At 66.3% G+C, this 19760-nt stretch carries 17 protein-coding genes; 7 read left to right on the top strand and 10 right to left on the bottom strand.

Annotated elements, in window-relative coordinates:
- Positions 1-27: 27 nt before the first annotated feature.
- Positions 28-453 (top strand): cytochrome c3 family protein, encoded by a 426-nt coding sequence (locus AACH32_RS17570; protein WP_338602385.1) that lies wholly within the window; start codon positions 28-30, stop codon positions 451-453.
- 68 nt (positions 454-521) lie between these two features.
- Here AACH32_RS17570 and AACH32_RS17565 read toward each other — a convergent pair whose 3' ends face one another.
- Positions 522-1490 (bottom strand): YbgA family protein, encoded by a 969-nt coding sequence (locus AACH32_RS17565; protein ID WP_338602382.1) that lies wholly within the window; start codon positions 1488-1490, stop codon positions 522-524.
- Between the two features lie 112 nt (positions 1491-1602).
- Here AACH32_RS17565 and AACH32_RS17560 point away from each other — a divergent pair, with 112 nt between their 5' ends.
- Positions 1603-3075 (top strand): deoxyribodipyrimidine photolyase, encoded by a 1473-nt coding sequence (locus AACH32_RS17560; RefSeq protein ID WP_338602380.1) that lies wholly within the window; start codon positions 1603-1605, stop codon positions 3073-3075.
- Positions 3072-4133 (top strand): tRNA pseudouridine(13) synthase TruD, encoded by a 1062-nt coding sequence (gene truD, locus AACH32_RS17555; protein ID WP_338602378.1) that lies wholly within the window; start codon positions 3072-3074, stop codon positions 4131-4133. The genes AACH32_RS17560 and truD overlap by 4 nt, the downstream gene beginning before the upstream one ends.
- Before the next feature lie 263 nt (positions 4134-4396).
- Here truD and trmB read toward each other — a convergent pair whose 3' ends face one another.
- Entirely contained in the window at positions 4397-5320 is a 924-nt protein-coding gene (gene trmB, locus AACH32_RS17550) for a tRNA (guanine(46)-N(7))-methyltransferase TrmB (protein ID WP_338602376.1), read from the bottom strand.
- 33 nt (positions 5321-5353) lie between these two features.
- Entirely contained in the window at positions 5354-5872 is a 519-nt protein-coding gene (locus tag AACH32_RS17545; RefSeq protein ID WP_338602374.1) for a type 1 glutamine amidotransferase domain-containing protein, read from the bottom strand.
- 309 nt (positions 5873-6181) lie between these two features.
- Here AACH32_RS17545 and AACH32_RS17540 point away from each other — a divergent pair, with 309 nt between their 5' ends.
- On the top strand, positions 6182-7843 hold the full coding sequence (locus AACH32_RS17540; RefSeq protein WP_338602372.1) for a 4Fe-4S dicluster domain-containing protein: 1662 nt from the start codon (positions 6182-6184) through the stop codon (positions 7841-7843).
- Complete coding sequence (locus tag AACH32_RS17535; RefSeq protein ID WP_338602369.1) at positions 7843-8715, top strand: CoB--CoM heterodisulfide reductase iron-sulfur subunit B family protein; 873 nt, start codon at positions 7843-7845, stop codon at positions 8713-8715. The genes AACH32_RS17540 and AACH32_RS17535 overlap by 1 nt, the downstream gene beginning before the upstream one ends.
- A 149-nt stretch (positions 8716-8864) precedes the next feature.
- Here the strand turns inward: AACH32_RS17535 and AACH32_RS17530 are convergent, their stop codons facing one another.
- Positions 8865-9755: an SMP-30/gluconolactonase/LRE family protein gene (locus tag AACH32_RS17530; protein ID WP_338602367.1), complete on the bottom strand. Its 891-nt coding sequence runs from the start codon at positions 9753-9755 to the stop codon at positions 8865-8867.
- 203 nt (positions 9756-9958) lie between these two features.
- Between AACH32_RS17530 and AACH32_RS17525 the strand changes: the two genes are divergently transcribed.
- Positions 9959-11641, top strand: a complete 1683-nt coding sequence (locus AACH32_RS17525) for a 2-oxoacid:acceptor oxidoreductase subunit alpha (RefSeq protein WP_338602365.1) — start codon at positions 9959-9961, stop codon at positions 11639-11641.
- A gap of 14 nt (positions 11642-11655) precedes the next feature.
- Positions 11656-12513, top strand: coding sequence for a thiamine pyrophosphate-dependent enzyme (locus tag AACH32_RS17520; protein ID WP_338602362.1), 858 nt, complete (start codon positions 11656-11658; stop codon positions 12511-12513).
- 49 nt (positions 12514-12562) lie between these two features.
- Here the strand turns inward: AACH32_RS17520 and AACH32_RS17515 are convergent, their stop codons facing one another.
- The 6 genes from AACH32_RS17515 to AACH32_RS17490 form a co-directional block, all read right to left on the bottom strand.
- Positions 12563-14566 (bottom strand): sensor histidine kinase, encoded by a 2004-nt coding sequence (locus AACH32_RS17515; RefSeq protein ID WP_338602359.1) that lies wholly within the window; start codon positions 14564-14566, stop codon positions 12563-12565.
- Positions 14567-14795: 229 nt separating this feature from the next.
- Entirely contained in the window at positions 14796-15272 is a 477-nt protein-coding gene (locus AACH32_RS17510) for a hypothetical protein (protein ID WP_338602356.1), read from the bottom strand.
- Positions 15273-15389: 117 nt separating this feature from the next.
- Positions 15390-16802, bottom strand: coding sequence for an efflux transporter outer membrane subunit (locus AACH32_RS17505; protein ID WP_338602353.1), 1413 nt, complete (start codon positions 16800-16802; stop codon positions 15390-15392).
- Positions 16803-16970: 168 nt separating this feature from the next.
- Positions 16971-18119, bottom strand: coding sequence for an HlyD family secretion protein (locus tag AACH32_RS17500; RefSeq protein WP_338602351.1), 1149 nt, complete (start codon positions 18117-18119; stop codon positions 16971-16973).
- 19 nt (positions 18120-18138) lie between these two features.
- Positions 18139-18504 carry a DUF3302 domain-containing protein gene (locus AACH32_RS17495; RefSeq protein WP_338602348.1) on the bottom strand — a complete coding sequence of 122 codons (366 nt, stop codon included), beginning with the start codon at positions 18502-18504 and terminating at the stop codon, positions 18139-18141.
- Positions 18505-18816: 312 nt separating this feature from the next.
- Positions 18817-19611 carry a dienelactone hydrolase family protein gene (locus tag AACH32_RS17490; RefSeq protein WP_338602345.1) on the bottom strand — a complete coding sequence of 265 codons (795 nt, stop codon included), beginning with the start codon at positions 19609-19611 and terminating at the stop codon, positions 18817-18819.
- Positions 19612-19760 lie beyond the last annotated feature (149 nt).

The raw sequence follows: 19760 nt of genomic DNA, 5'->3' as shown, positions 1-19760 counted from the left end.
GGGCTGGAGACGATGAGGAGTAGCTCCATGAAGTATATGACCACCCTCTTGGCCGCGGCCCTGACGCTGGCCCTGGCCGCGCCCCTGGCGCTGGGTCAGGAAGACGTCATGACCCTCTCCAGCGCCGAGCAGGGGCTAAAGGACCGGCCGCCGGTGGTGTTCAGCCACGCCAAGCACTCGGATATCTACGACTGCACCGCCTGCCACCATGAGTACGACAAGTTCATGGCCAACCAGGGCGGGGGAGAGGCCAAGTGCTCCGAGTGCCACCAGCCCTCGGCCACGGCCAAGAACCCCACGCCGCTCACCCTGGCCTTCCACCAGCAGTGCAAGAGCTGCCACCTCAAGCTCATTCAGATGAAGGCCCCCCAGACCGGGCCCATCATGTGCGGCGACTGCCACCGCGCGGGTGTCCCGGCGGCTCCCCAGGCCAAGGAGGCCAAGAAGAAATAGGCCGCCCTGATCCGCGACCAAGCGCGCCCCGCCGCATCGCGGCGGGGCGTTTTGTTGGGCGCAGCGGCCTACAGGTCGCGGCCCTTGCCCGAGTCGCTTATCTCCACCAACTCCTGGGGGTAGGGGGCGAAAAAGCTCTGCCCGGCCAAGTAATCCGAGCCGAAGCGGGCGATCCAGGAGCGCAACAGGGTCTGGGCGGCGGACAGGGGCAGCTTTTTGGCGCGGTAGTTGTCCAGGGTCTCCAAGAAAAGGGCCTTTTCCGCCGCCTTGAGCTGATCCTTGAAATAACCCATGGCGTGCATGAGCACGTTGATCACCCGCCCCGCGCTGGGGGTGCGGGCCAGGGCCATGCCCAGGTGGTCACCGTACACCGCGATAACGTCCGGAGTGGGGCGCTTTTCCGGATTGGCCACCAAAGCGCCCATGATCCTGAGCTGCTGCTGGTTGTAGGCCATCAACAAGAGCTTGTGCCGGCTGTGAAACTTGACCAGCCCACCCATGGAGACCCTGCCCGCCATGCGCCGAAAATCGGCCAGGGTGAACAGGCGGGTGAGCCAGCTTTCCCGCAGGATGAAGTTGCGCAGCCGCCCCTCGTGTTCCACGGCCAGGTTGGCGAAGCTGCGGGCCACCTCGCCGCCGAAGATGCCGGGGCCCCGCCGGGAAGAGGCCCCCGGCTTGAGGCTGGAGTAGATCTTCACGTCCTGGGGACCGCAGGAGGGGGAGCGGCTTTTCAAAAGAAAGCCGTCCACCGTTTCCAGGCTGTTAAGGAACTCGGCGCTGAAAGCCACCATGGCCTCGGTGCAGTCGCGGCCGGTGGCCGGCTGCACCAGGCGGGGGTGGCCCGCTTTTTCCACCACCCGGATGGGGTCGCGGGGCACGCCCAGGCCGATGGCCACCTCGGGGCACACCGGCCGCCAGCGCACCCAGGGGCCCAGGGCGTCCACGAAATCATCGTGCAATTTCTCGCCGTTGTAGCGGCAGGCCTCGAAACCCAGGCATTTGCTCACCACCACTTCGGGGCGGGGATACGGGGCCATGGCCACCTCCCTCTTTGGCGTCATAATCCCATTCTCGGGGCGGGGGCGGGAAGTGTCAACGCTCTTGCTACCGGCGCCCGCCTGGCCTAAGCTATCCCATCCGGAGGAAAACGTGCCCGTACCCAAGATCCGCATCCGGGCGGTCAACGACCGCCCCATAGATACCCATGGGAGCTACGTGCTCTACTGGATGATCGCCGCCAGGCGCACGGCCTACAACTATGGCCTGGAGCGGGCGGCGGATATGTGCCGCCAGCTCGGCAAGCCCCTGGTGGTGCTGGAAGCCCTGCGCGTCGACTATCCCTATGCCTCGGAGCGCCTGCACGCCTTCATCCTGCAAGGCATGGCCGACAACCTGGAGGCCTGCAAGCAAAAGGGAGTGCGCTACCATCCCTACGTGGAACGCGCCCCCGGCGAGGGCAAGGGGCTCCTGCTGGCCCTGGCCGAGCAGGCCTGCCTGGTGGTCACCGACCAGTTTCCCGCCTTTTTCTTGCCCCGCATGGTGGCCGCCGCGGGAAGTAAGCTCAAGGTGCGCCTGGAGGCGGTGGATTCCTGCGGCCTGCTGCCCCTGTGCGCCGGGGGCCACGAATACAACAGCGCCCAGGCCTTTCGCCGCATCCTGCAGCGCCTGCTGCCGGTGCACCTGGCCGAGCCGCCCCTGGCCGACCCCCTGGCCGAGGGGCTGCCGGGCAAGGCCCGCCTGGCCGGGGAGATCACACGGCGCTGGTCCCCGGCCACCCCGGCCCTTTTGGCCGCCTCGCCCCAGGCCCTGGCCGGGCTGCCCCTGGACCACGAGGTGGCCCCCTCGCCCATCGCGGGCGGCCCCCTGGCCGCGGCCAAGCGCCTGGAGCACTTTTTGGAGGACGGCCGCCTGCGCTACGCCGACGGCTGCCGCCACCCCGACGCCCACGCCACCAGCGGGCTGAGCCCTTTTTTGCATTTCGGGCACATCTCTCCCCACCAGGTGTTCGCCGGGGTGGCCGAGGCCGAGGGCTGGTCGCCCGATCGCCTGGGCTCCGGGGCCCAGGGCCGCCGCGAGGGCTGGTGGGGCATGAGCCCCGGGGCCGAGGCCTTTCTGGACCAGCTCATCACCTGGCGGGAGCTGAGCTACAACTTCTGCAAGTACCGCCCCGAGGACTACGACCAGTACGCCTCCTTGCCCGAATGGGCCGTGCAGACCCTGCACCAACACGCCGAGGACGAGCGCAGCTACGTCTACGGCCGGGAGCTGTTGCGCCAGGCCCGCACCCACGACACCCTGTGGAACGCCATCCAGCGCCAGCTTTTGCGCGAGGGGGTGGTGCACAACTATCTGCGCATGCTCTGGGGCAAGAACATCCTGGCCTGGAGCAGCTCGGCCAAGCTGGCCCTGGCGGCCATGCTGGAGCTCAACGACCGCTACGCCCTGGACGGCCGCGACCCCAACTCGGTCTGCGGCATCTTCTGGGTGTTGGGCCGCTTCGACCATCCCTGGCCCGAGCGCCCGGTGTTCGGCAAGGTGCGCTACATGACCAGCGCCAACACCCGGCGCAAGCTGCGGCTCAAGGAGTACCTGGAGACCTACAAGGGCAAGGGGGAGGCATGAGCCCGCTGCCCAGCGAAATGGGGCCGCCGCCCTTCATCACCCCGGAGCTGCCCGGCGTGGGCGGGGAGCTCAAGGCCGAGCCCGCCCATTTCGTGGTGGAGGAGATCCCCCTGTATTTGCCCGAAGGGGTGGGCCCCCATCTGCACCTTCGCATCTCCCGCGAGGGCATGACCACCCGGGCGCTGGCCGACCGCCTGGCCTGGCTTTTCGATCTGCCCCCCCGGGACGTGGGCTTTGCCGGGCTCAAGGACAAACAGGCCCGCGCGGTGCAGAGCTTTTCCCTGCCCCTGGAGAGCCCCGCGCCCCAGGAGGCGGCCCGCAAGGTGGCTCAGGAGCTGGAGGTGGAGGTGCTGGACGCCGCCCGCCACCAGAACAAGCTCAGGACCGGCCATCTGCTGGGCAACCGCTTCACCATCCTGCTCACCGGGGTGGGTGAGGGGGCCCTGGCCACGGCCCAGGCGGTGGCCGCGGCGGTGGCCGAGCGGGGCCTGCCCAACTTTTACGGCAGCCAGCGCTTCGGCCGCGAAGGCGACAACGCCCTCCAAGGCCGCCGGGCCCTGGGCGGCCGGGGACCGCGCGACAAGTGGCTGCGCAAGCTGCTGTTGAACGCCTGGCAGTCGGCCCTGTTCAACGCCTGGCTGGCCCGGCGCATCGAGCGGGGGGACTTCGCCCGCCTGGTGGGCGGGGACCTGGCCAAGAAGACCGACACCGGAGGCATGTTCACCACCGACGACGCGGCCCTGGAGCAACCCCGCCTGGACGCGGGCCAGATCACCTATACCGGCCCCATGTTCGGCAAGAAGATGCGCTGGCCCAACGAGCCCGCCGCCGCCTATGAGCGGGAGATTCTGGAAGAGGAAGAGGTGGATCAGGCCACGCTCAAGAAGTCGGGCCTCATGGGCAGCCGCCGGGTGGCCCGTTTGAGCGTGGAGGGCCTGAGCATCGCCGAGAGCCCCGAGGGCCTGGTCTTCGGCTTCAGCCTGCCCAAGGGCTCCTACGCCACGGTGCTGATGCGGGAGTTCATGAAGAGCGAGGCCGAGCTGCCGGAGAGTGATTAGCGACAGCAATTCGCCCGCGCCTTTTGTCGTCGCCGCGTTCTGAGAAGAAAAGAGTTTGGAGGGCAAGAAACAACCTTCGGCTGGTGGCCGAGGCTTTGCAATTGCGCCGCCCCATGACCCACGAGCGGCCCGCCCCTAACAAGGGCGTCGGCCGAATCCACCCGACAACCAGCCCCGCGCCCAAGGTGCATGCACCCGCCTAATAACGCTTTTTACCTTTCTCCACCTCTTTAAAGGCCGGTGCGGTTTTAATGCGACCCAGGCTAACCCGCGCTCAAACGCTGGGCGGTGACTTCCAGGGCCCGCTGCACCCCCAGACTGGGCAGCACCCCGCAGCCCGGCGCGGGGCGCACCAGATAGCCCCCCTGGGGTCGGGGCATCACCTCCACATAGAAGGCCTGTTCCAGGTCGTCTTCCAGCACCACCAGGCGCATCAGGGCCCGACCGGCCTCTTGGTCGCGCAGCACGTCCTTGCACAAGACGCTGATCTCGCCCCAATCCTCCCAGGTGGTCAGGGCCGCTGGGTCCAGCTCGTCGAAACGGGGGTAATGCAAAACCGGCTCCTCGGGGTTGGGCCAGGCGACGTGGCCGCGTTGGCTCAGAATAAGCTCGAAAAACACCCGCTGCCCCTGGCCTCGCCACTTGCGCTCGTACTTGCTGTCCACCGTGGGCGGCACCTCGCGCCGCACCGCCTCCAGGCCCGAGCCGGGCACCTGGCCCATCACCCAGTCGGCAAAGGGCTCGTGGTCGGTGAGCAGGCGGCAGGCGGCCTGCGGGGCCAGGCGGCTGTTCAAGAGGTGCAAAAAACGGGTGGAGAACAGGCGGTGCCGGGCGTCGCTGGGCTTGGGCCAGGGCCGGGGGAACAGGCACCACACCCCGGCCAGGCTCTGGGGGGTGAACAGGCGCTCCAGGCCCAGGGCCGCCTCGGCCTGCACCACCTTGGCGTTGTCCAGGCCCGCCAGGTTTATGCGCCGAAGGGCCCGCCGGGCCGAGACCCAATCCAGGTCCAGGCCCACCAGGTTCGCCTCCGGCCGCTCCCCGGCCCGGCGGGCCAGCACCTCGCCGTTGCCGCAGCCGATCTCCAGCTCCAGGGGCGCCCGGCGGCCGAAGACCTGCTCCCAGGGTATGGGCCGGGGCAGTTGCCGCCAGGGCACCAGGGGCTTGAGTGATAGGTAGGGGGCGGTCATGCTGGAGGTTATAGCAGAGCCGGCCCCCCCTGCCTAGGCGAAGGCGGCGATGTAGGCCTTCATGAAGGCCGGCAGGTCGTCCGGGGCGCGGCTGGTGATCAGGTTGCCGTCCACCACCACCTCGGCGTCTTCCCACTGGGCCCCGGCGTGCACCATGTCGTCCTTGATGGCAAAAAAGCTGGTGCAGCGCTTGCCCTGGAGCACCCCGGCCGAGGCCAGCATCCAACCGGCGTGGCAGATGGTCCCCACCGGCTTGCCCTGGCCGAAAATCTCCCGCACCAGGGCCACCGTGGCCTTGTGGCGGCGCATGTGGTCCGGCGCGTAACCGCCGGGTATCACCAGCCCATCGAAATCATTGGCGCTCACCTCGCCGCTGCCCTTGTCGCTCACAAAGGACAGGCCGCTCTTGGCGTGGTAGGTGATGCCCCCGCCCGAGCCCACCACCGTGACTGCGGCTCCTGCCTCCTGGAGGCGGTAGTAGGGGTATATCAGCTCGAATTCATTGAACATGTCTTCGGTCAACACGGCGATGCGCTTGCCGGTAAGAGGCATGGCGAGATCCTCCCTTTCTAAAAGTGGCGAATTTTTCCGATGCTGTTTATAGTTGAAACCATGGGTCGCCGGTAGTCAACCGGCGACCACTTGTTTTGACCGAATAAGAAGAGGTGCTATAGTTAAAGCATATTATTTTGGTATGCTTTGGCTTCTAAAGTCGCGCGCTGTGAGAGAGGGCCGCTCGCCAGGGAGGAAGGGAGAGGCGGCCCGGAGGGTGGACGGCTCACAGACTAGGGAGCGCCGGATGCGTAGCCATCGGACCGATGGCTTGACCGGTAACTTTCCGCGAGCGCGGAGGATCGTCCCATGTTCTTTGACCTGGCTCTCAACATCTCCCTGGCCGCGTTGGTCCTGGGCCTGGCCTACCGGCTGTGGCGCTGGCTGACCACCTCCATCGGGCCTGATTCCCGCAATTACACCCCCATTGAGAGACTGAGCGCCTCGCTCAAGGGCCTGGGCCGCGCCCTGGCCAGCCGCCGGGCATTGCCCATGCTGGCCGCGTTGCTCCTGGACGGCCTGTTGCAGCGCCGCAGCCTGGGGCACAGCCGCTGGGCCTGGGCCGCCCATATGCTCATCTTTTGGGGCATGCTGGGCCTGATCTTTTTGCACGCTTTGGGGCCGCTCATCGTCCCCAGCTTCACCGCCACCCTCAACCCCTGGCTTTTCCTGCGCAACCTGTTCGGGGCCATGCTTCTGGCCGGGGCGCTGATGGCCATGTGGCGCCGTTTGCGCACCCCCGGCCTCCGGCGCACCACCCACTGGGCCGACCGCGCCGTATTGGGCCTGCTGGCCCTGTTGGTGCTCTCGGGCTTCGCCTTGGAAGGGGCCAAGATCATCAGCGTGCACAGCTTCGATAGCATGATCGAGGAGTACGGCACGCTTTCCGAGGACGGCGAGCGGGCCGCCCTGGGCCAGGTGTGGCGCGAGCAGTACGGAGTGGTCTTTCCCCAGGGGCAGGTGCCCCCTGGGCTGGAGTTGATGGAGCAGGGCCTGGAGCTGCACAACGACAGCTGCGTGGACTGCCACGATCGGCCCCAGTGGGCCTTCGTATCCTGGCCCCTGTCTCGTCTCCTGGCTCCCCTGGCCGCCTGGCTAGAGGCGGTTCGGGCGGCGCTGTGGCTGTATTACCTGCACTTTTTGGCCGCTTTCGCCGGGTTGGCCCTGCTGCCCTTCAGCAAGCTGCTGCACATCTTCACCGGTCCCCTGTTGCTCACCATCCGGGCGGCGGGCTCCCGCGAGGCCATGGACCCGGCGGCCAGGGCCCTGGTGCGGGCCTTGGAGCTGGACGTGTGCACCCATTGCGGGGCCTGCTCGGTGCACTGCTCGGTGGCCGAGGCGCTCCGGCACGTGCCCAACCTGAGCGTCCTGCCCTCGGAAAAGCTCCTGGCCCTGGGCCGCCTGGCCAGGGGCACGGCGGGCCACGACGAGGCGCTGGACGTCATGCGCCAGGGGGCCTACCTGTGCACCAGCTGCCTGCGCTGCACCCGCCTGTGTCCGGTGGGCATCAACCTGCAGGACCTGTGGTTCGCCATGAAGGACGACCTGGCGGAGATGGGCTATGGCCCTCCGGTCCGGGAGGTGGCCAAGCGGGCGGACGAGACCGCCGGGGACAGCCGCAACCTGGTCCCCATCCATCTGGGCCACAGCGAGTTTCCCCGGGAGCTGGGCCTGACGGTCCAGGCCGAGACCTTCCGGGGATGCTACCGCTGCGCCACCTGCTCCAACTCCTGCCCGGTGGTGTTTTCCTATGACGACCCGGTAAAGGAGCTGGACATGTTGCCCCACCAGATCATGCACAGCCTGGGCCTGGGCCTGTCCGAGGAGGCCATGGGCGCGCGCATGACCTGGTATTGCCTTACCTGCTACCGCTGCCAAGAGGCCTGCCCCCAGGGGGTCAAGGTGGCGGACGTGCTCTACGAACTACGCAACCTGGCCGCCGCCCGGCAGGGGCAAGGGGAGAGTTGCTGATGACCTACGCCCTGTTCCTGGGATGCAAGATCCCCTACTACGTGCCCCACTACGAGACTGCCACCCGCCGGGTGCTGGGCGATCTGGGGGTGAAGCTGGTGGACCTGGAATTCCCCTGCTGCGGCTACCCCATGCGTCACCTGTATTTCCGCTCCTATCTGCTCAGCGCCGCCCGGGGCCTGGCCTTGGCCGAGGCCCGGGGGCTGGACATCACCACCCCCTGCAAGTGCTGCTTCGGTGCGCTCAAGCGGGCCCAGAAGTTTCTGGCCGACAAGCCCGAGCTCATGGCCGAGGTCAACGCCGAGCTGGCCGCCGATGGCCTGAATTATCAGGGAAAGGTGGTGGTCAAGCACATCCTGCAGGTGCTGCACGACGACGTGGGGCTGGCCGAGCTGGGCCGGCGGGTGGTCAGGCCCTACGAGCTCTTGCGGGCGGCCATCCTCTACGGCTGCCACGCGGTGCGCCCCAGCGAAGTGACCCACTTCGACGACCCCAGCAATTTGCACCTCATCGACGACCTGGTGAAGGTGACCGGGGCCACCCCGGTTCCCTGGGCCGGCCGCCTCAGCTGCTGCGGGGCCCCGGTGCGCGAGCGCAACGAGGATCTGGCCCTGGCCACCATCCGCAAGCGCCTGAGCGAGGCCCGCGACGCCAAGGCGGACATCCTGGTGATCGCCTGCGCCTACAGCCAGATGCAGGCCGAGTGGGCCTATTCCCTGGCCGGGCCGCCGCCCCAGCGCGAGTTCATCGAGGGGCCGGTGCTCTATCCCCAGCTTTTGGGCCTGGCCATGGGCCTGAGCGCCCAGGAGGTGGCCCTGGAGCGCAACACCCCCAACGGGGAATACCTGCTCAGCTTCTTGAAAAGAGACTAGACCCGGCCCAGCCAGCCGCCGCCATACGGTGTTGCCGGCTGCGCTCAGGTCCTCGACGTAGTACAGACTACGCCTGCGGTCCTCGCTTGCCGGACGCCTTGTCTGGCGGCGCCTGGCTGGGCCGGGGGGGGATGGCCGGTGAAGCGGGCTTACTTGTTGGCGATCTCGATGAGATGCAGCTCGCCGGTGACCAGGTCGGGCACCACCACCAGGTAGCCCTTGCCCCGGGGCACCACGGCGAAGTCGGCCGGGCCCTTGAAACCGCCGACCAGCTTGATCGGTCCGCCGCCGCCGCTCAGCAAAAACAGGCCGCCCCCCGCCCAGTCGGTGTAAAGGAAGGAGCCGTCCGGCAGCATGGCCACGCCGTCCAGGCGTCCCAGGTCGCCCTTGAGCTTGCTCATCTGGCCCACGTCGCGGGCCTGGTAGAGCCCGCCGGGCCCTTCCAGATCCTTTTTGGCCACGATGTAGACCCCGCCGCCCTGCGCGGGCCACAGCCCGTTGGGGTGGAAGCCGGTGGGGCTGAGCATCACCCGCACCTTGGGCTCGGTGTCAAGAAAATCGGCCGGTTGCACCAGATATACGCACCCGGCGTTGGTGTCGCTGACGTAGAGATTGCCCTGGTTAACGGCCACGTCGTTGGCGAACTGGGCCTGGGGCAGGGCCAAGCGGCGGCCCTTCTTGGTCTTGAGGTCAAAGCACCACACCGAGTCGATGTCCGCGGCCCACAGGCGGCCGTGTTCCACCCACAACCCCTTGGGCTTGTTGAGCTTGTCCCCCGGACCCGGCAGGAAGTGGGTCTCCAGGTGCTTGCCCTGAATATCCAGCTTGCTGATATAGCCCTTGCCGTCCTTGAGGGTGGGCTTGAAGGCTTCGCCGAAGTTGCTCATGTACAGGGCCTGGTTCTTTGCATCATAGGCCACGGACTCGGGATGGCCCGAGCCGGGCAGTATCTGCTGGTTAATCACTTGCCAGGCGGCCAGGGCCGGGGTGAAGGCGGCCAACACGGCCACGGCAAGCAAGACGGCCAACAGGCTTTTCATTTGGTTAACCCTCCTGAGCGTTGTAAGGGCGGTCCGACGCGGACCCCATAGTGCAAGGTTCCCATATAATCGCCGCCACGGCAACCGGTGCGAGCGTACGTGCTTGGTGTGGCCGGGCGCGCTTTGCTACCATGTAATGAGAGCCGAGATCGACCCGCTCCGATTTGACAGGGCGGTGTTTTATTTTGCGGAAGGGTAACCCTATGTCGCATGACAGCATGAATCTGATGATCGGCGGCGAGGCCGGACAAGGCCTGGTCACCGTGGGACAGGTCCTGGCCAAGGCGCTGGTGAAGAGCGGCTACCACATCCTGGTGACCCAGGATTACATGTCCCGGGTGCGGGGGGGCCACAACACCTTCACCATTCGGTTTTCATCCCAAAAGCTGGACAGCCCCTGCGAGGGGGTGGATCTTTTGGTGGCCCTGAACCAACAGACTCTGGACCTCCACGCCGGGGAGCTCAACCCCGACTCGGCGGTGGTGGCCGAAACGGGCTTCACCTGCGGCCAGGCCCCCTGCCTGAACGTGCCCTACGAGGAGCTGGCCGACAAGCGCTACCTCAACACGGTGGCCCTGGGGGTGGCGGCCAGCCTGCTGGGCCTGGAGCGGGAGCTGGTGGCCCAGACCCTGGAGGCGGCCATCGGCAAGAAAAAGGGCGACAAGGTGGTCGAAGAGAATAACCAGGCCCTGGAAAAGGCCTTTGCCTGGGCCCAGGGCCAGACCCACACCCTCAAGCCGCCCGCCCCGGCCCAGGCCGGGGAAAAGCGCATGATGCTGGGGGGCAACCAGGCCATCGCCCTGGGCGCCCTGGCGGCGGGGCTCAAGTTTTTGGCCTTCTACCCCATGACCCCCTCCACGGCCATCGCCCTGACCGTTATCTCCCACGCCGAGCAGATGGGGGTGGTCTACGAGCAGGCCGAGGACGAGATCGCGGCCATCAACATGGCCCTGGGCGCGTCCTACGCCGGGGCCCCGGCCATGGTGTGCACCAGCGGCGGGGGCTACGCCCTGATGACCGAGGGGGTGTCTCTGGCGGGCATGACCGAAACCCCGCTGGTTATAGCGGTGGCCATGCGCCCCGGCCCGGCCACCGGCCTGCCCACCCGCACCGAACAGGGCGATCTGTTGTTCGCCCTGCACGGCGGCCACGGCGAGTTCCCCCGGGCCATCCTGGCCCCCGGCTCGGTGAAGCAGTGCTTTGCCGCGGGCTACCAGGCCCTGCACCTGGCCGAGAAATACCAGACCCCGGTGTTCATCCTCACCGACCAGTTCTTGGCCGACAGCCTCCGGGCCCTGGAGCCCTTGGACCTGAGCGGCCTCTCCCCGGTGCGCCCCGGAGGGGGCGGGGCCGAGGGCGAGGACTACCGGCGCTATGAGATCACGGAGGGCGGCGTCTCCCCCCGGCGGCTGCCCGGCCTGGGACCGGAGCTGGTGGTGGCCGACAGCGATGAGCACGACCAAGAGGGCCACATCACCGAGGACCTGGAGCTCAGGGTGCGCATGCAGGACAAACGCATGGCCAAGATGAAGGGCCTCGTGGCCGACACCCAGGCCCCGGAGTTCAGCGGCCCCGAGGACGCGGACACCCTGCTGGTGAGCTGGGGCTCCAGCCAAGGGCCGGTGGCCGAGGCGGCCCGCCGCCTGGCCGAGGAAGGCCAGAGCGTGGCCACCTGCCACTTCGGCCAGGTGTGGCCCCTGGCGCCCGCCCAGTTCGCCCAGCGTTTCAAAAAGGCGGGCCAGGTGGTGGTTATCGAGGGCAACGCCACCGGGCAGTTCGCGGGCCTGCTCAAGAAAGAGGCGGGCATCGCGGCGCAGCGCTTCATCGGGCGCTACGACGGCCTGAACCTGACCCCCGAATACATCCTGCGCCAACTGGCCAGCTAGGCGGAGAGGCGATCATGGTGGATATAAAACAATACGGCGAGGTGGAAACCGCCTGGTGCCCGGGCTGCGGCAACTTCTCCATCCGCAAGGCCCTGATCCAGGCCCTGGCCGACAGCGACCTGGAGCCGCACCAGATACTTCTGGTCAGCGGAATAGGCCAGGCGGCCAAGACCCCCCACTATTTGCGCTGCAACTGCTTCAACGGCCTGCACGGGCGCTCCATGCCCGCGGCCACAGGGGCGCGCCTGGCCAACAGCGGCCTGAAGGTGATCGCCACCAGCGGCGACGGCTGCAACTACGGCGAGGGGGGCAACCACTTTTTGGCCGCGCTCAGGCGCAACGTGAACGTGACCATGCTGGCCCACGACAACCAGATCTACGGCCTGACCAAGGGCCAGGCCAGCCCCACCAGCCTGGAAGGCATGCACACCAAGGCCCAGCCCACCGGGGTGCACTCCTACCCCTTCAACCCGGTGGCCGTGGCGGTGAGCATGCACGTGGGTTTCGTGGCCCGGGGCTTCGCCGGGGAGGTGGAGCACCTGGCCGGGCTCATCAAGCAGGCCCTGGCCCACCCCGGCCTGTCGCTGGTGGACATCCTGCAGCCCTGCGTGTCCTTCAACAAGCTCAACACCTACCAGTGGTACAAAGAGCGGGTGTACAAGCTGGGGGAAGAGGCGGAGCACGATCCCGCGGACTGGGACGCGGCCATCCGCCTGAGCTACGAGTTCGGCGAGCGCATTCCCATCGGGGTGATCTACACCAACGACCGCCCGGCCTTTGACTCCTATTTCCCGGTGTTGGACAAGGGCCCCCTGGCCACACAGGAGGTGGACTACGGGGCCATGCAAAAAGTCTTGGACAGCTATTGCTGAGGCGTCGTCCCGGCCGGCGAGGCCGGCCGGGACGCACCAATGGTAGAACTCAGACCAACGCCCGCAACGGCTGCGGCGGCGGGGCGGCCGGATCGCTCTCCGGCTGGCTCACCGGCAGCACCACGCTGAACACCGAGCCCCGGCCCACCTCGCTGCTCACCAACACCTGGCCGCCGTGGCCCTTGACGATGGCCTCCACCCCGGCCAGGCCCAGCCCGTGCCCCGGCTGCTTGCCGTGGCTGGACGCCCGGTAGAACATGTCGAAGATGTAAGGCAACTCCTCGGGGGTGATGCCCGCCCCCTGGTCCATGAAGCGCAGGGTCACGGTGTCGTCGGAGGTCTCGGCCTCTATGCGCACCTGGGTGCCCGCCTGGGAATACTTTAGGGCGTTGTCGATAAGGTTGGTGAAGGCCCGGCGCAGGTTGGCCGCGTCGGCCTGGATCACCGGCAGGTTCTCGGTGCCGTGCATGCCCAGCTTCACCCCCGCCTGATCGAAGCGGGCCTGGAAGGACTCCAACAGCTCCAACAGCTCCTTGTCCAGATGCACCGCGCTGAAGTTGAGCTTGAGGTTGCCGGTCTCCAGGCGGGTGAAGTCCAAAAAGTCGTTGATGATCTTTTCCAGCTGCGCCGCCTCGCGCCTTATGATCTCCAAGTACTTTTGCTGCTTTTCCGGCGTGCTGTCCTCGGCCTTCTTGAGCAGGCGCAGGGCGAATCCCTGGATGCCCACCAGGGGGCTCTTCATGTCATGGGCGAACATGCTCACCAGGTTGGCCCGCTCGCGCTCCATGGCCTTGAGCTCGGTGATGTCCTGGAATATCTCCACCCCGCCCACCAGGTTGCCTTCCAGGTCGTAAAGGCCCGCCGCCCTCAGGCGCACCGCCTTGCGGGCGCCGTCCTTGGCCAGGAAGGTGGTGTCGATGGGCCCGGTGGGCTCGCGCCGGTTCAGGGCCCCCCGTATGGGGCACTGGCCGTGGCACACCTCGGCCCTGAGCACCTCGCCGCAGGGCCGGCCCAGCACCTCCTTCTGGCTGTAGCCCAGGATCTTCTCGCCCTGGGAGTTGATCTCGGTGATATGGAAATCCGGGTCCACCGAAATCATGCCCACCGGCAGGCTCTGCACCAGGGCCCGGTGCTTGGCCGCCGAGGCGCGCAGGGCCTCTTCCATGGCCTTGCGCTTGGTTACGTCGCGCACCGTCTCGATGGCCCCCACGATGTTGTTCTGGGAGTCGAACAGGGCCGTGGCCTTGGCCCAGAGGTGGGCCCCGTTTTCGGGGATCTTGGGCACGAAGGTCTCGGTGATCAGGGTGTGCCCCTCGCGCTGCACAAAGGGGTAGCGGTCCTCATAGGTCTGGTCCCACTCCATGGCCAGGTCCGCCAGGATGGGGCGGCGCTCGTCCCAAAAGGCCAGGGCGTGCTCGTGGTCGTCCTTGCCCAGGATGTCCTGGGACTTCACCTTGGTCATCTGTTCGATGGCCCGGTTCCAGACCAGCACATGGCCCTGGCGGTCGATGGCAAAGGTGGCGTCGGGCAGGAAGTTGATGATGTCGGCCAGACGCTTGCGCGATTCCTTGATCTCTTTCTGCGCGTCCTTGTGCTCGGTTATGTCAAAGGCGGTGCCCAACACCGCGGGGCGACCCTGATGGGTGATGGCCACGGCGGTGAAGTTGGCCCAGCGCTCCCGGCCGTCCTTGGTGACGATCTTGAATTCGTAGCGGCCGGGAACCTCTTCGCCCCTTAGCCGGGCCTGGCCCCGCTCCTTGACCATCTGGCGAAACTCGGGATGGATGATCTGCCAAAAAGGCAGTTGGGCCAGTTCCTCCTTGGTGTAGCCGCACAGACCCTCGCCCGCCGGGTTCATGTAGACGAAGCGGTCGTCCTGAAGAATGAAGATGGCGGCGGAAACGGTCTGGGCCAGGGTGTAGAAATCCGCTTCCTGGGGGATGGGATCGTCCGGCGGGCCCGCGCCGGCGAGGAGTTGCGCCTGGCGCAGGCTCTCGCGCAGCCGGGCGATCTCCTGGCGCATCTGCTCGGGCGTCATGTGCTCTTGTGGCATGGGCGCCTCCTTCCCGGAAAATTGCACCAGACCTGGCGCCGCCCCGCCCCGGTACATGAGGGGGCCGGGAGGCATACGCCTGATTTTCATGCCTCAATAATTATTATAAGACACCGATGGCGGCCTGGTAAGCGTTGGAAGGCGGGCGCTGGCGTGCCGTGGGCGGGCTAGGCCGGCCATGCCCCTGACATGGCGGCTGATTCGGGATGAAAAAATTTGCTGGGTATTTTTATCGGCCGCCCACCCGGCGCTGCAAAACGTAGGTCTGGCCGGGGGCCAGGTCCAAGTCGATGAACTCCACCAGCTTGGTCAAAACCTTGGGCCCGGAATGCTCGCCTCGCTGACGGATGGCGTAGCCATAGGCCTCCAGGAGGTATTGCCGCTTGCCCGGCGGGGCCAAAAAGGTGGTGTCGCGCACCAGGGGGTTGGTGTCGGCTATGGTGTAGAAATCCTGCTCCACGGCGGGCCGAAGCATGGGGTAGGGCCCCTTGGGCACCACCAGGCGCAGGCTCCAGTCCCAATAGATCCACTCGCCGGGATGATTTTTGAGCTGCTCCGGCACCTTGGCCCACAGCTTCACCTGGATCCTGGCCGGGTCCGGTCCGGGGTCCAGGTAAGCGTTGCCGCAGCCGGCGGCCGCGGCCAACAGCAGGGCCAGAGTCAACGCCGTCAGGAACTTGGCGTAAACAGAGCGCGCGCGTCGCATAGTCTCTTTACCCCATGAATGGAGTTGTCCTTTCCGACATAACTCCATGATACATCGTGGCCGAGGGCGCAACGCGGTCGTTGTCTGCAACGTCTTAAGGGCAAAAGCGCCGGAGCCTTACTGGAGGGTGGCCGGGGCGTCGTCAAAGCCGCCGCCCAAGGCCAGGTGCAGATTGATGCGGTTGGCCAGCCGGGCGTTGCGCAGCTGAATGACCTTGGATTGGCTGCCCAGGGCCTTCTCCTGCATGATCAGCACGCTCAGCATATCCCCCGCGCCGGCCCGGTAGCGGATGGTGGCCAGGCGCACCGCATTGTTGTAGTCGCCAAAGGCCTTCATCTCTTTGTGCAGTTGCGAGGCCAGGGACGACTCGTTGGTCAGGGTCACCTCCACCTCGTAGAAGGCCTTGAGCAGGGCGCTGCCGTAGCTGGCGACCACCCGCTTTTGCCGGGCCGTGGCTATCTCCACCTTGGCCCGCAACGCGCCGCCCATGTACAGGGGGATGTCCATGCCGATGGTGCCGTGGAGCAGCCAGGGGACGATGCGCAGCAGGGAGGTGAGGCCGTCGCTGATGCGCCCGGCGTCCAGGGTCAGCGCGAAGCTGGGCAGCAGGTTCAGCTTGGCGGCCTCCTGCTGGCGAAACGCCGCCAAAACCTGTTTCTCGGCCGCCACCAGGTCGGGCCGGCGCTCCAACAGCTTGACCGGCAGGCCGGCCCTGACCGGCGGAGGAACCGGCACGAAGTTGCGGGCCACCGCGATCTCGGCCGCCGGATAGCGCCCCAGGATGCGTTCCAGGTTGCGCCGCGCCTCGCTGTAGTTGCTGCGGGCGGCGGCCAGGGCGCTCAAGGCGGTGTTCAGGTTGGCGTTGGCTTCCGCCACGTCCAGCTCGGTCACCTTGCCCGCGGTTTGCCGCACCTGCACCAGGTCGCGCAAGTCGGTGTAGATACGCACGCTCTTTTCGGCCAGTTCCAAGAGCTGGGCGGTCTCGACCGCCAGATACCAGCTTTTGGCCACCGTGGCGGCCAGGGACTGGCGGGCAAAGGCGAACTCCAGGGCGCTGGCCTGATATTTGGCCACCGTGGCCTCCCGCTGGGCCCGCAGCTTGCCCCACACGTCGAGCTCCCAGTAGACGCCCGCGTATCCGTAACCGGCCCCATAGAACGAGTCGTTGTCCGAGTTGGTTCCGGGGGCATAGGTGTCCGATATGGTGCCGGCCCCGCCGACTTTGGCTCCGACTTGCGGGTATAGTTGGGCGCCGACCACCGTCACGGTCTGCCGGGCCATCTCCACCACCGCGGCGGCCTGGCGCAGGTCCAGGTTGTTTTGCATGGCTTCGGCCACCAGCGCTTCCATGGCCGGATCGTTGAACGACTTCAGCCAGTCGTTGGCCACGGCCTGCGCGTCGGTGGGGGAGCTCCATTGCGGGGGTATGCTGGTTTTTTCCGGCAGGGCCTGCTTGACCACTTCCTTGTGCGCCGGGGGATCGGTGAGGGAGCAGCCCGCCAGGAGCGTCGCCGCCAGGCACATCGCCATCAGCAGACCCCCCAGAGTCTTGCGGGAAGACTCGGGCCCCCGTAACCGGCGAGCCGGGGAGGACGCCGCCGCCCCGTCCCGGTTGGCTGAACTTTGCCGCTCTTTGTTTAGCATCGCGCCACTTTTCCACTCTCCCCACGCACTGGTCATGCTTCGCTCGCGGCCCCCTTAGAAGGGCAGGGGATAGAGCCATCTCCCCCAGGTGTAGGTGCGGATGGAGATGCGGCGCAGCACGGCAAAGCCCCCGCCGCCGGTGTAGATGGCCGCGGCCCCCTGGGCGCCGATGGGGAACATGGCTGCTTTCTCGTCATCCAGCTTGATCTTTACGGCGAAACGTCCCTGGGGCAGCTCCATGGGCAGGTGCCAGCTGGGCAGCCGCCCGCTGGGCAGCATTTGCCCCTGGCCGCTGGCCCACCATACGCTCTCCACCTTGCCCTTGAATATCTGGCCCGGATGCAGGTCGATGGCCAGCTCCACCGGCTGACCTTCCTTCACGTACTTGAGCTGCTCCTGGTAGTAAGTGCCCAGCACGTAGCGCCCCGCGTCCACGATGAAGGTGGCGATGCCGCCCGCGCGGATGATGCCCGCCACCATGCCCGGCACCACCTGGAGGTTGGTGATGAAGCCGTCCTCCGGGGCCACCATGGTGGTGTTGTCCAGATAGTATTGCGCCTGGGCCAGCTCCGCCTGGAAGGCGGCCACCGTGGTGTTCACCCCGTCGATCTGCGACTCGTACTCCAGCCGGGCCCGCACCAGATCGGCCTGCGCCTCCTTCACGGCCGACTGGGCGATCTTGAGCTGGGCGTTGGCCTTCTGGGATTCCTCCTCCGGCCCGGCGCCCTTTTGGGCCAGCCCGCTGGCCAGCTTCTGCTGATACTTGGCAAAGGCCAGCTTGTCCTGGGTTATGGCCACCCGTTGCTCGGCCACGTCCACGTCGGCCTTGAGCACCAGGACGTTCTGCTTGGCCTTGGCCAGCTGGGCCTCGAGCTGATTCACCTTGTATTGGTAGGGCCGTTTGTCGAACTGGAACAGCGGGTCGCCTTTTTTCACCGGGACGTTGGGTTTTACGTACACGGCCGTGACCAGCGTGGGCTCCGGCAGGCGCGGCACCAGCTGGATGGTGTGCTGGATCACCTTGACGTCCGTGGAGTAAGGCGCCACGAAACGCATGCCCACCAGAAACACCAGGGCCAGGTGGGCCACGAAAAACAGGAGGAAAAAGGCCCAGCCGTAGGTGAAGCGAAGCCATTTAAACTTGAAAAAGACCAGCCAGACGACGATGCCGGCAATGGCGGTGATCAAAAACGCTGCAACCATCGCGGAAGCCCCCCTTTCCTCAGGCGTCGCTCTTGGTAACCGGTTTCGCGTCAACCGGCTCGTGGGACTTCTTAGCCGCCGCCTTGCCCGAGAGCCTCCCTATTTCCTCTTCGGTGGCCTGGGCCACTTCCCGGGGGAAGCGCCGGATGTCCACCACGTCGCTGGGCTTGAAGGCCCAGATCAGCGCCTGAATCCAGGGCACGATGGCCAGAAAGCCCACCCAGCCCATGAGGTTGACCGCTTCGGCCTCGGGGTGCTTGCGCGCGATGGCGATTCTGCCGGGCAGCCCCAGGAGAAAGATCAAAAAGAGCACGAATCCCAAGACGATTACGGCTAGAGCCGCGAAAGTTATGTAGTCCCAGGTGTCGAGCTGAAACCCAAGCATCCGCTCTCCTTTCGCTTTGATCCCGTCCGTCGCTGGTTACGGCGCCCAAGCTGATGCGGCCCCCCCGGCGGCAGGGCGGTACCGAAATCAATTTTGCCGCCAACGGCAAAACCAATACTAACACCAGGCATCGGTTATGCCGAGGCGCTTGTGGCGGCTTAGTGGGAAGGCAGAGATGGATCAGACCGGTAAGGCATCCCAAGGGGCCGCCGCGGGTTGCCTTCCGGTCGGAGAAGTGCTACGACTTGATCGTACCCCACAACTATTCATCTTGGCTTATGACGCACCCTTAGACAAGTGGTTCCCCCAGAATTATTCGTTCGATCTTTCCTGCTGCACGTACTTGCCGAAAAAGCCCCGCACCTGGACGGCGGCGTCGGAGGCGGCCTCCGGGTTGTATTCCAGGTGGTGGCCCTGGTTGGTCATCGGCGGCATGTCGGCGTCGAACCTGTGATAGGCGCCGGGGTAGACCTTTACGATCACCTCGTTGGCGGTTTTCTTTTTGGGCTGCATGGCCACGCAGTAACTCGCGGGGCACCAATCGTCCAGCTCCCCGATCAGGATCAACAAGGGGGCGTTCACCGCGTCCAGCGGCTCGTTGCAATAGGGATAGAAGGCCACCGCCGCGCGGAAGGGAGGGCCTGGTTTTTGGTCCGGAGAATCGAGCAGGGCGGTCAGGACGCTTTTGCCGCCGTGGGACCAACCGATAAGGAAAATCCGGTCCGGCTTCACCAAGGGTGAACCGGCCAGGTATTTCCTGGCGGCATAGGCATCGTCGGCCCTGGTGGCGAAGCTCACCAGAAAGGGATCGCCGCATACCGATTTGACCCCCCTGGGTCCGAAGCTGTCCACGATGAGGGTCAGATAGCCCCAGTCCACGAATTTTGCCGCCCATTGTTTGATAAAGGGCTGGATTCCCGCGCAACCGGAGAGCAGCACCACGGCGGGGAAAGGGCCCTTGCCCGGGGGCTTCAGCAGTTCGGCCCGCAGTTCGATGCTCTTGCCTGCTTTGGCGAGACCGGGGAACGAGACCATGTCCGCGGCGGCGGAGGAGGCCAGCCATCCCAAGGCGATAATGGATATGCAGACTATCTTTATGTAGCGCAATGCTCCCTGCCTATCGTTTTACGCGGGTACCAAAACCCGGCCGGCCTCCCGCGTGGTTTGCCACACTGGACCAAACCGCGACTATGCCCCAAATTCAGCGGGCGCCTTGGCGATTGTGCTTGTCGTGGCGGTTGAATCCAGTCTTAATT

The organism is Desulfoferula mesophila, from assembly GCF_037076455.1.
Classification (GTDB): domain Bacteria; phylum Desulfobacterota; class Desulfarculia; order Desulfarculales; family Desulfarculaceae; genus Desulfoferula; species Desulfoferula mesophila.
This window is presented reverse-complemented; position numbering and strand designations above follow the sequence as displayed.

Excerpts from the sequence above, each read along its gene's own strand:
- AACH32_RS17495 (WP_338602348.1), bottom strand. The coding sequence starts at position 18,504 with ATGCTTGGGTTTCAGCTCGACACCTGGGACTACATAACTTTCGCGGCT.
- AACH32_RS17535 (WP_338602369.1), top strand. The coding sequence starts at position 7,843 with ATGACCTACGCCCTGTTCCTGGGATGCAAGATCCCCTACTACGTGCCC.
- AACH32_RS17545 (WP_338602374.1), bottom strand. The coding sequence starts at position 5,872 with ATGCCTCTTACCGGCAAGCGCATCGCCGTGTTGACCGAAGACATGTTC.
- AACH32_RS17520 (WP_338602362.1), top strand. The coding sequence starts at position 11,656 with ATGGTGGATATAAAACAATACGGCGAGGTGGAAACCGCCTGGTGCCCG.
- AACH32_RS17515 (WP_338602359.1), bottom strand. The coding sequence starts at position 14,566 with ATGCCACAAGAGCACATGACGCCCGAGCAGATGCGCCAGGAGATCGCC.
- trmB (WP_338602376.1), bottom strand. The coding sequence starts at position 5,320 with ATGACCGCCCCCTACCTATCACTCAAGCCCCTGGTGCCCTGGCGGCAA.
- AACH32_RS17570 (WP_338602385.1), top strand. The coding sequence starts at position 28 with ATGAAGTATATGACCACCCTCTTGGCCGCGGCCCTGACGCTGGCCCTG.
- AACH32_RS17565 (WP_338602382.1), bottom strand. The coding sequence starts at position 1,490 with ATGGCCCCGTATCCCCGCCCCGAAGTGGTGGTGAGCAAATGCCTGGGT.
- AACH32_RS17500 (WP_338602351.1), bottom strand. The coding sequence starts at position 18,119 with ATGGTTGCAGCGTTTTTGATCACCGCCATTGCCGGCATCGTCGTCTGG.
- AACH32_RS17530 (WP_338602367.1), bottom strand. The coding sequence starts at position 9,755 with ATGAAAAGCCTGTTGGCCGTCTTGCTTGCCGTGGCCGTGTTGGCCGCC.
- AACH32_RS17505 (WP_338602353.1), bottom strand. The coding sequence starts at position 16,802 with ATGGCGATGTGCCTGGCGGCGACGCTCCTGGCGGGCTGCTCCCTCACC.
- AACH32_RS17540 (WP_338602372.1), top strand. The coding sequence starts at position 6,182 with ATGTTCTTTGACCTGGCTCTCAACATCTCCCTGGCCGCGTTGGTCCTG.
- truD (WP_338602378.1), top strand. The coding sequence starts at position 3,072 with ATGAGCCCGCTGCCCAGCGAAATGGGGCCGCCGCCCTTCATCACCCCG.
- AACH32_RS17525 (WP_338602365.1), top strand. The coding sequence starts at position 9,959 with ATGTCGCATGACAGCATGAATCTGATGATCGGCGGCGAGGCCGGACAA.
- AACH32_RS17510 (WP_338602356.1), bottom strand. The coding sequence starts at position 15,272 with ATGCGACGCGCGCGCTCTGTTTACGCCAAGTTCCTGACGGCGTTGACT.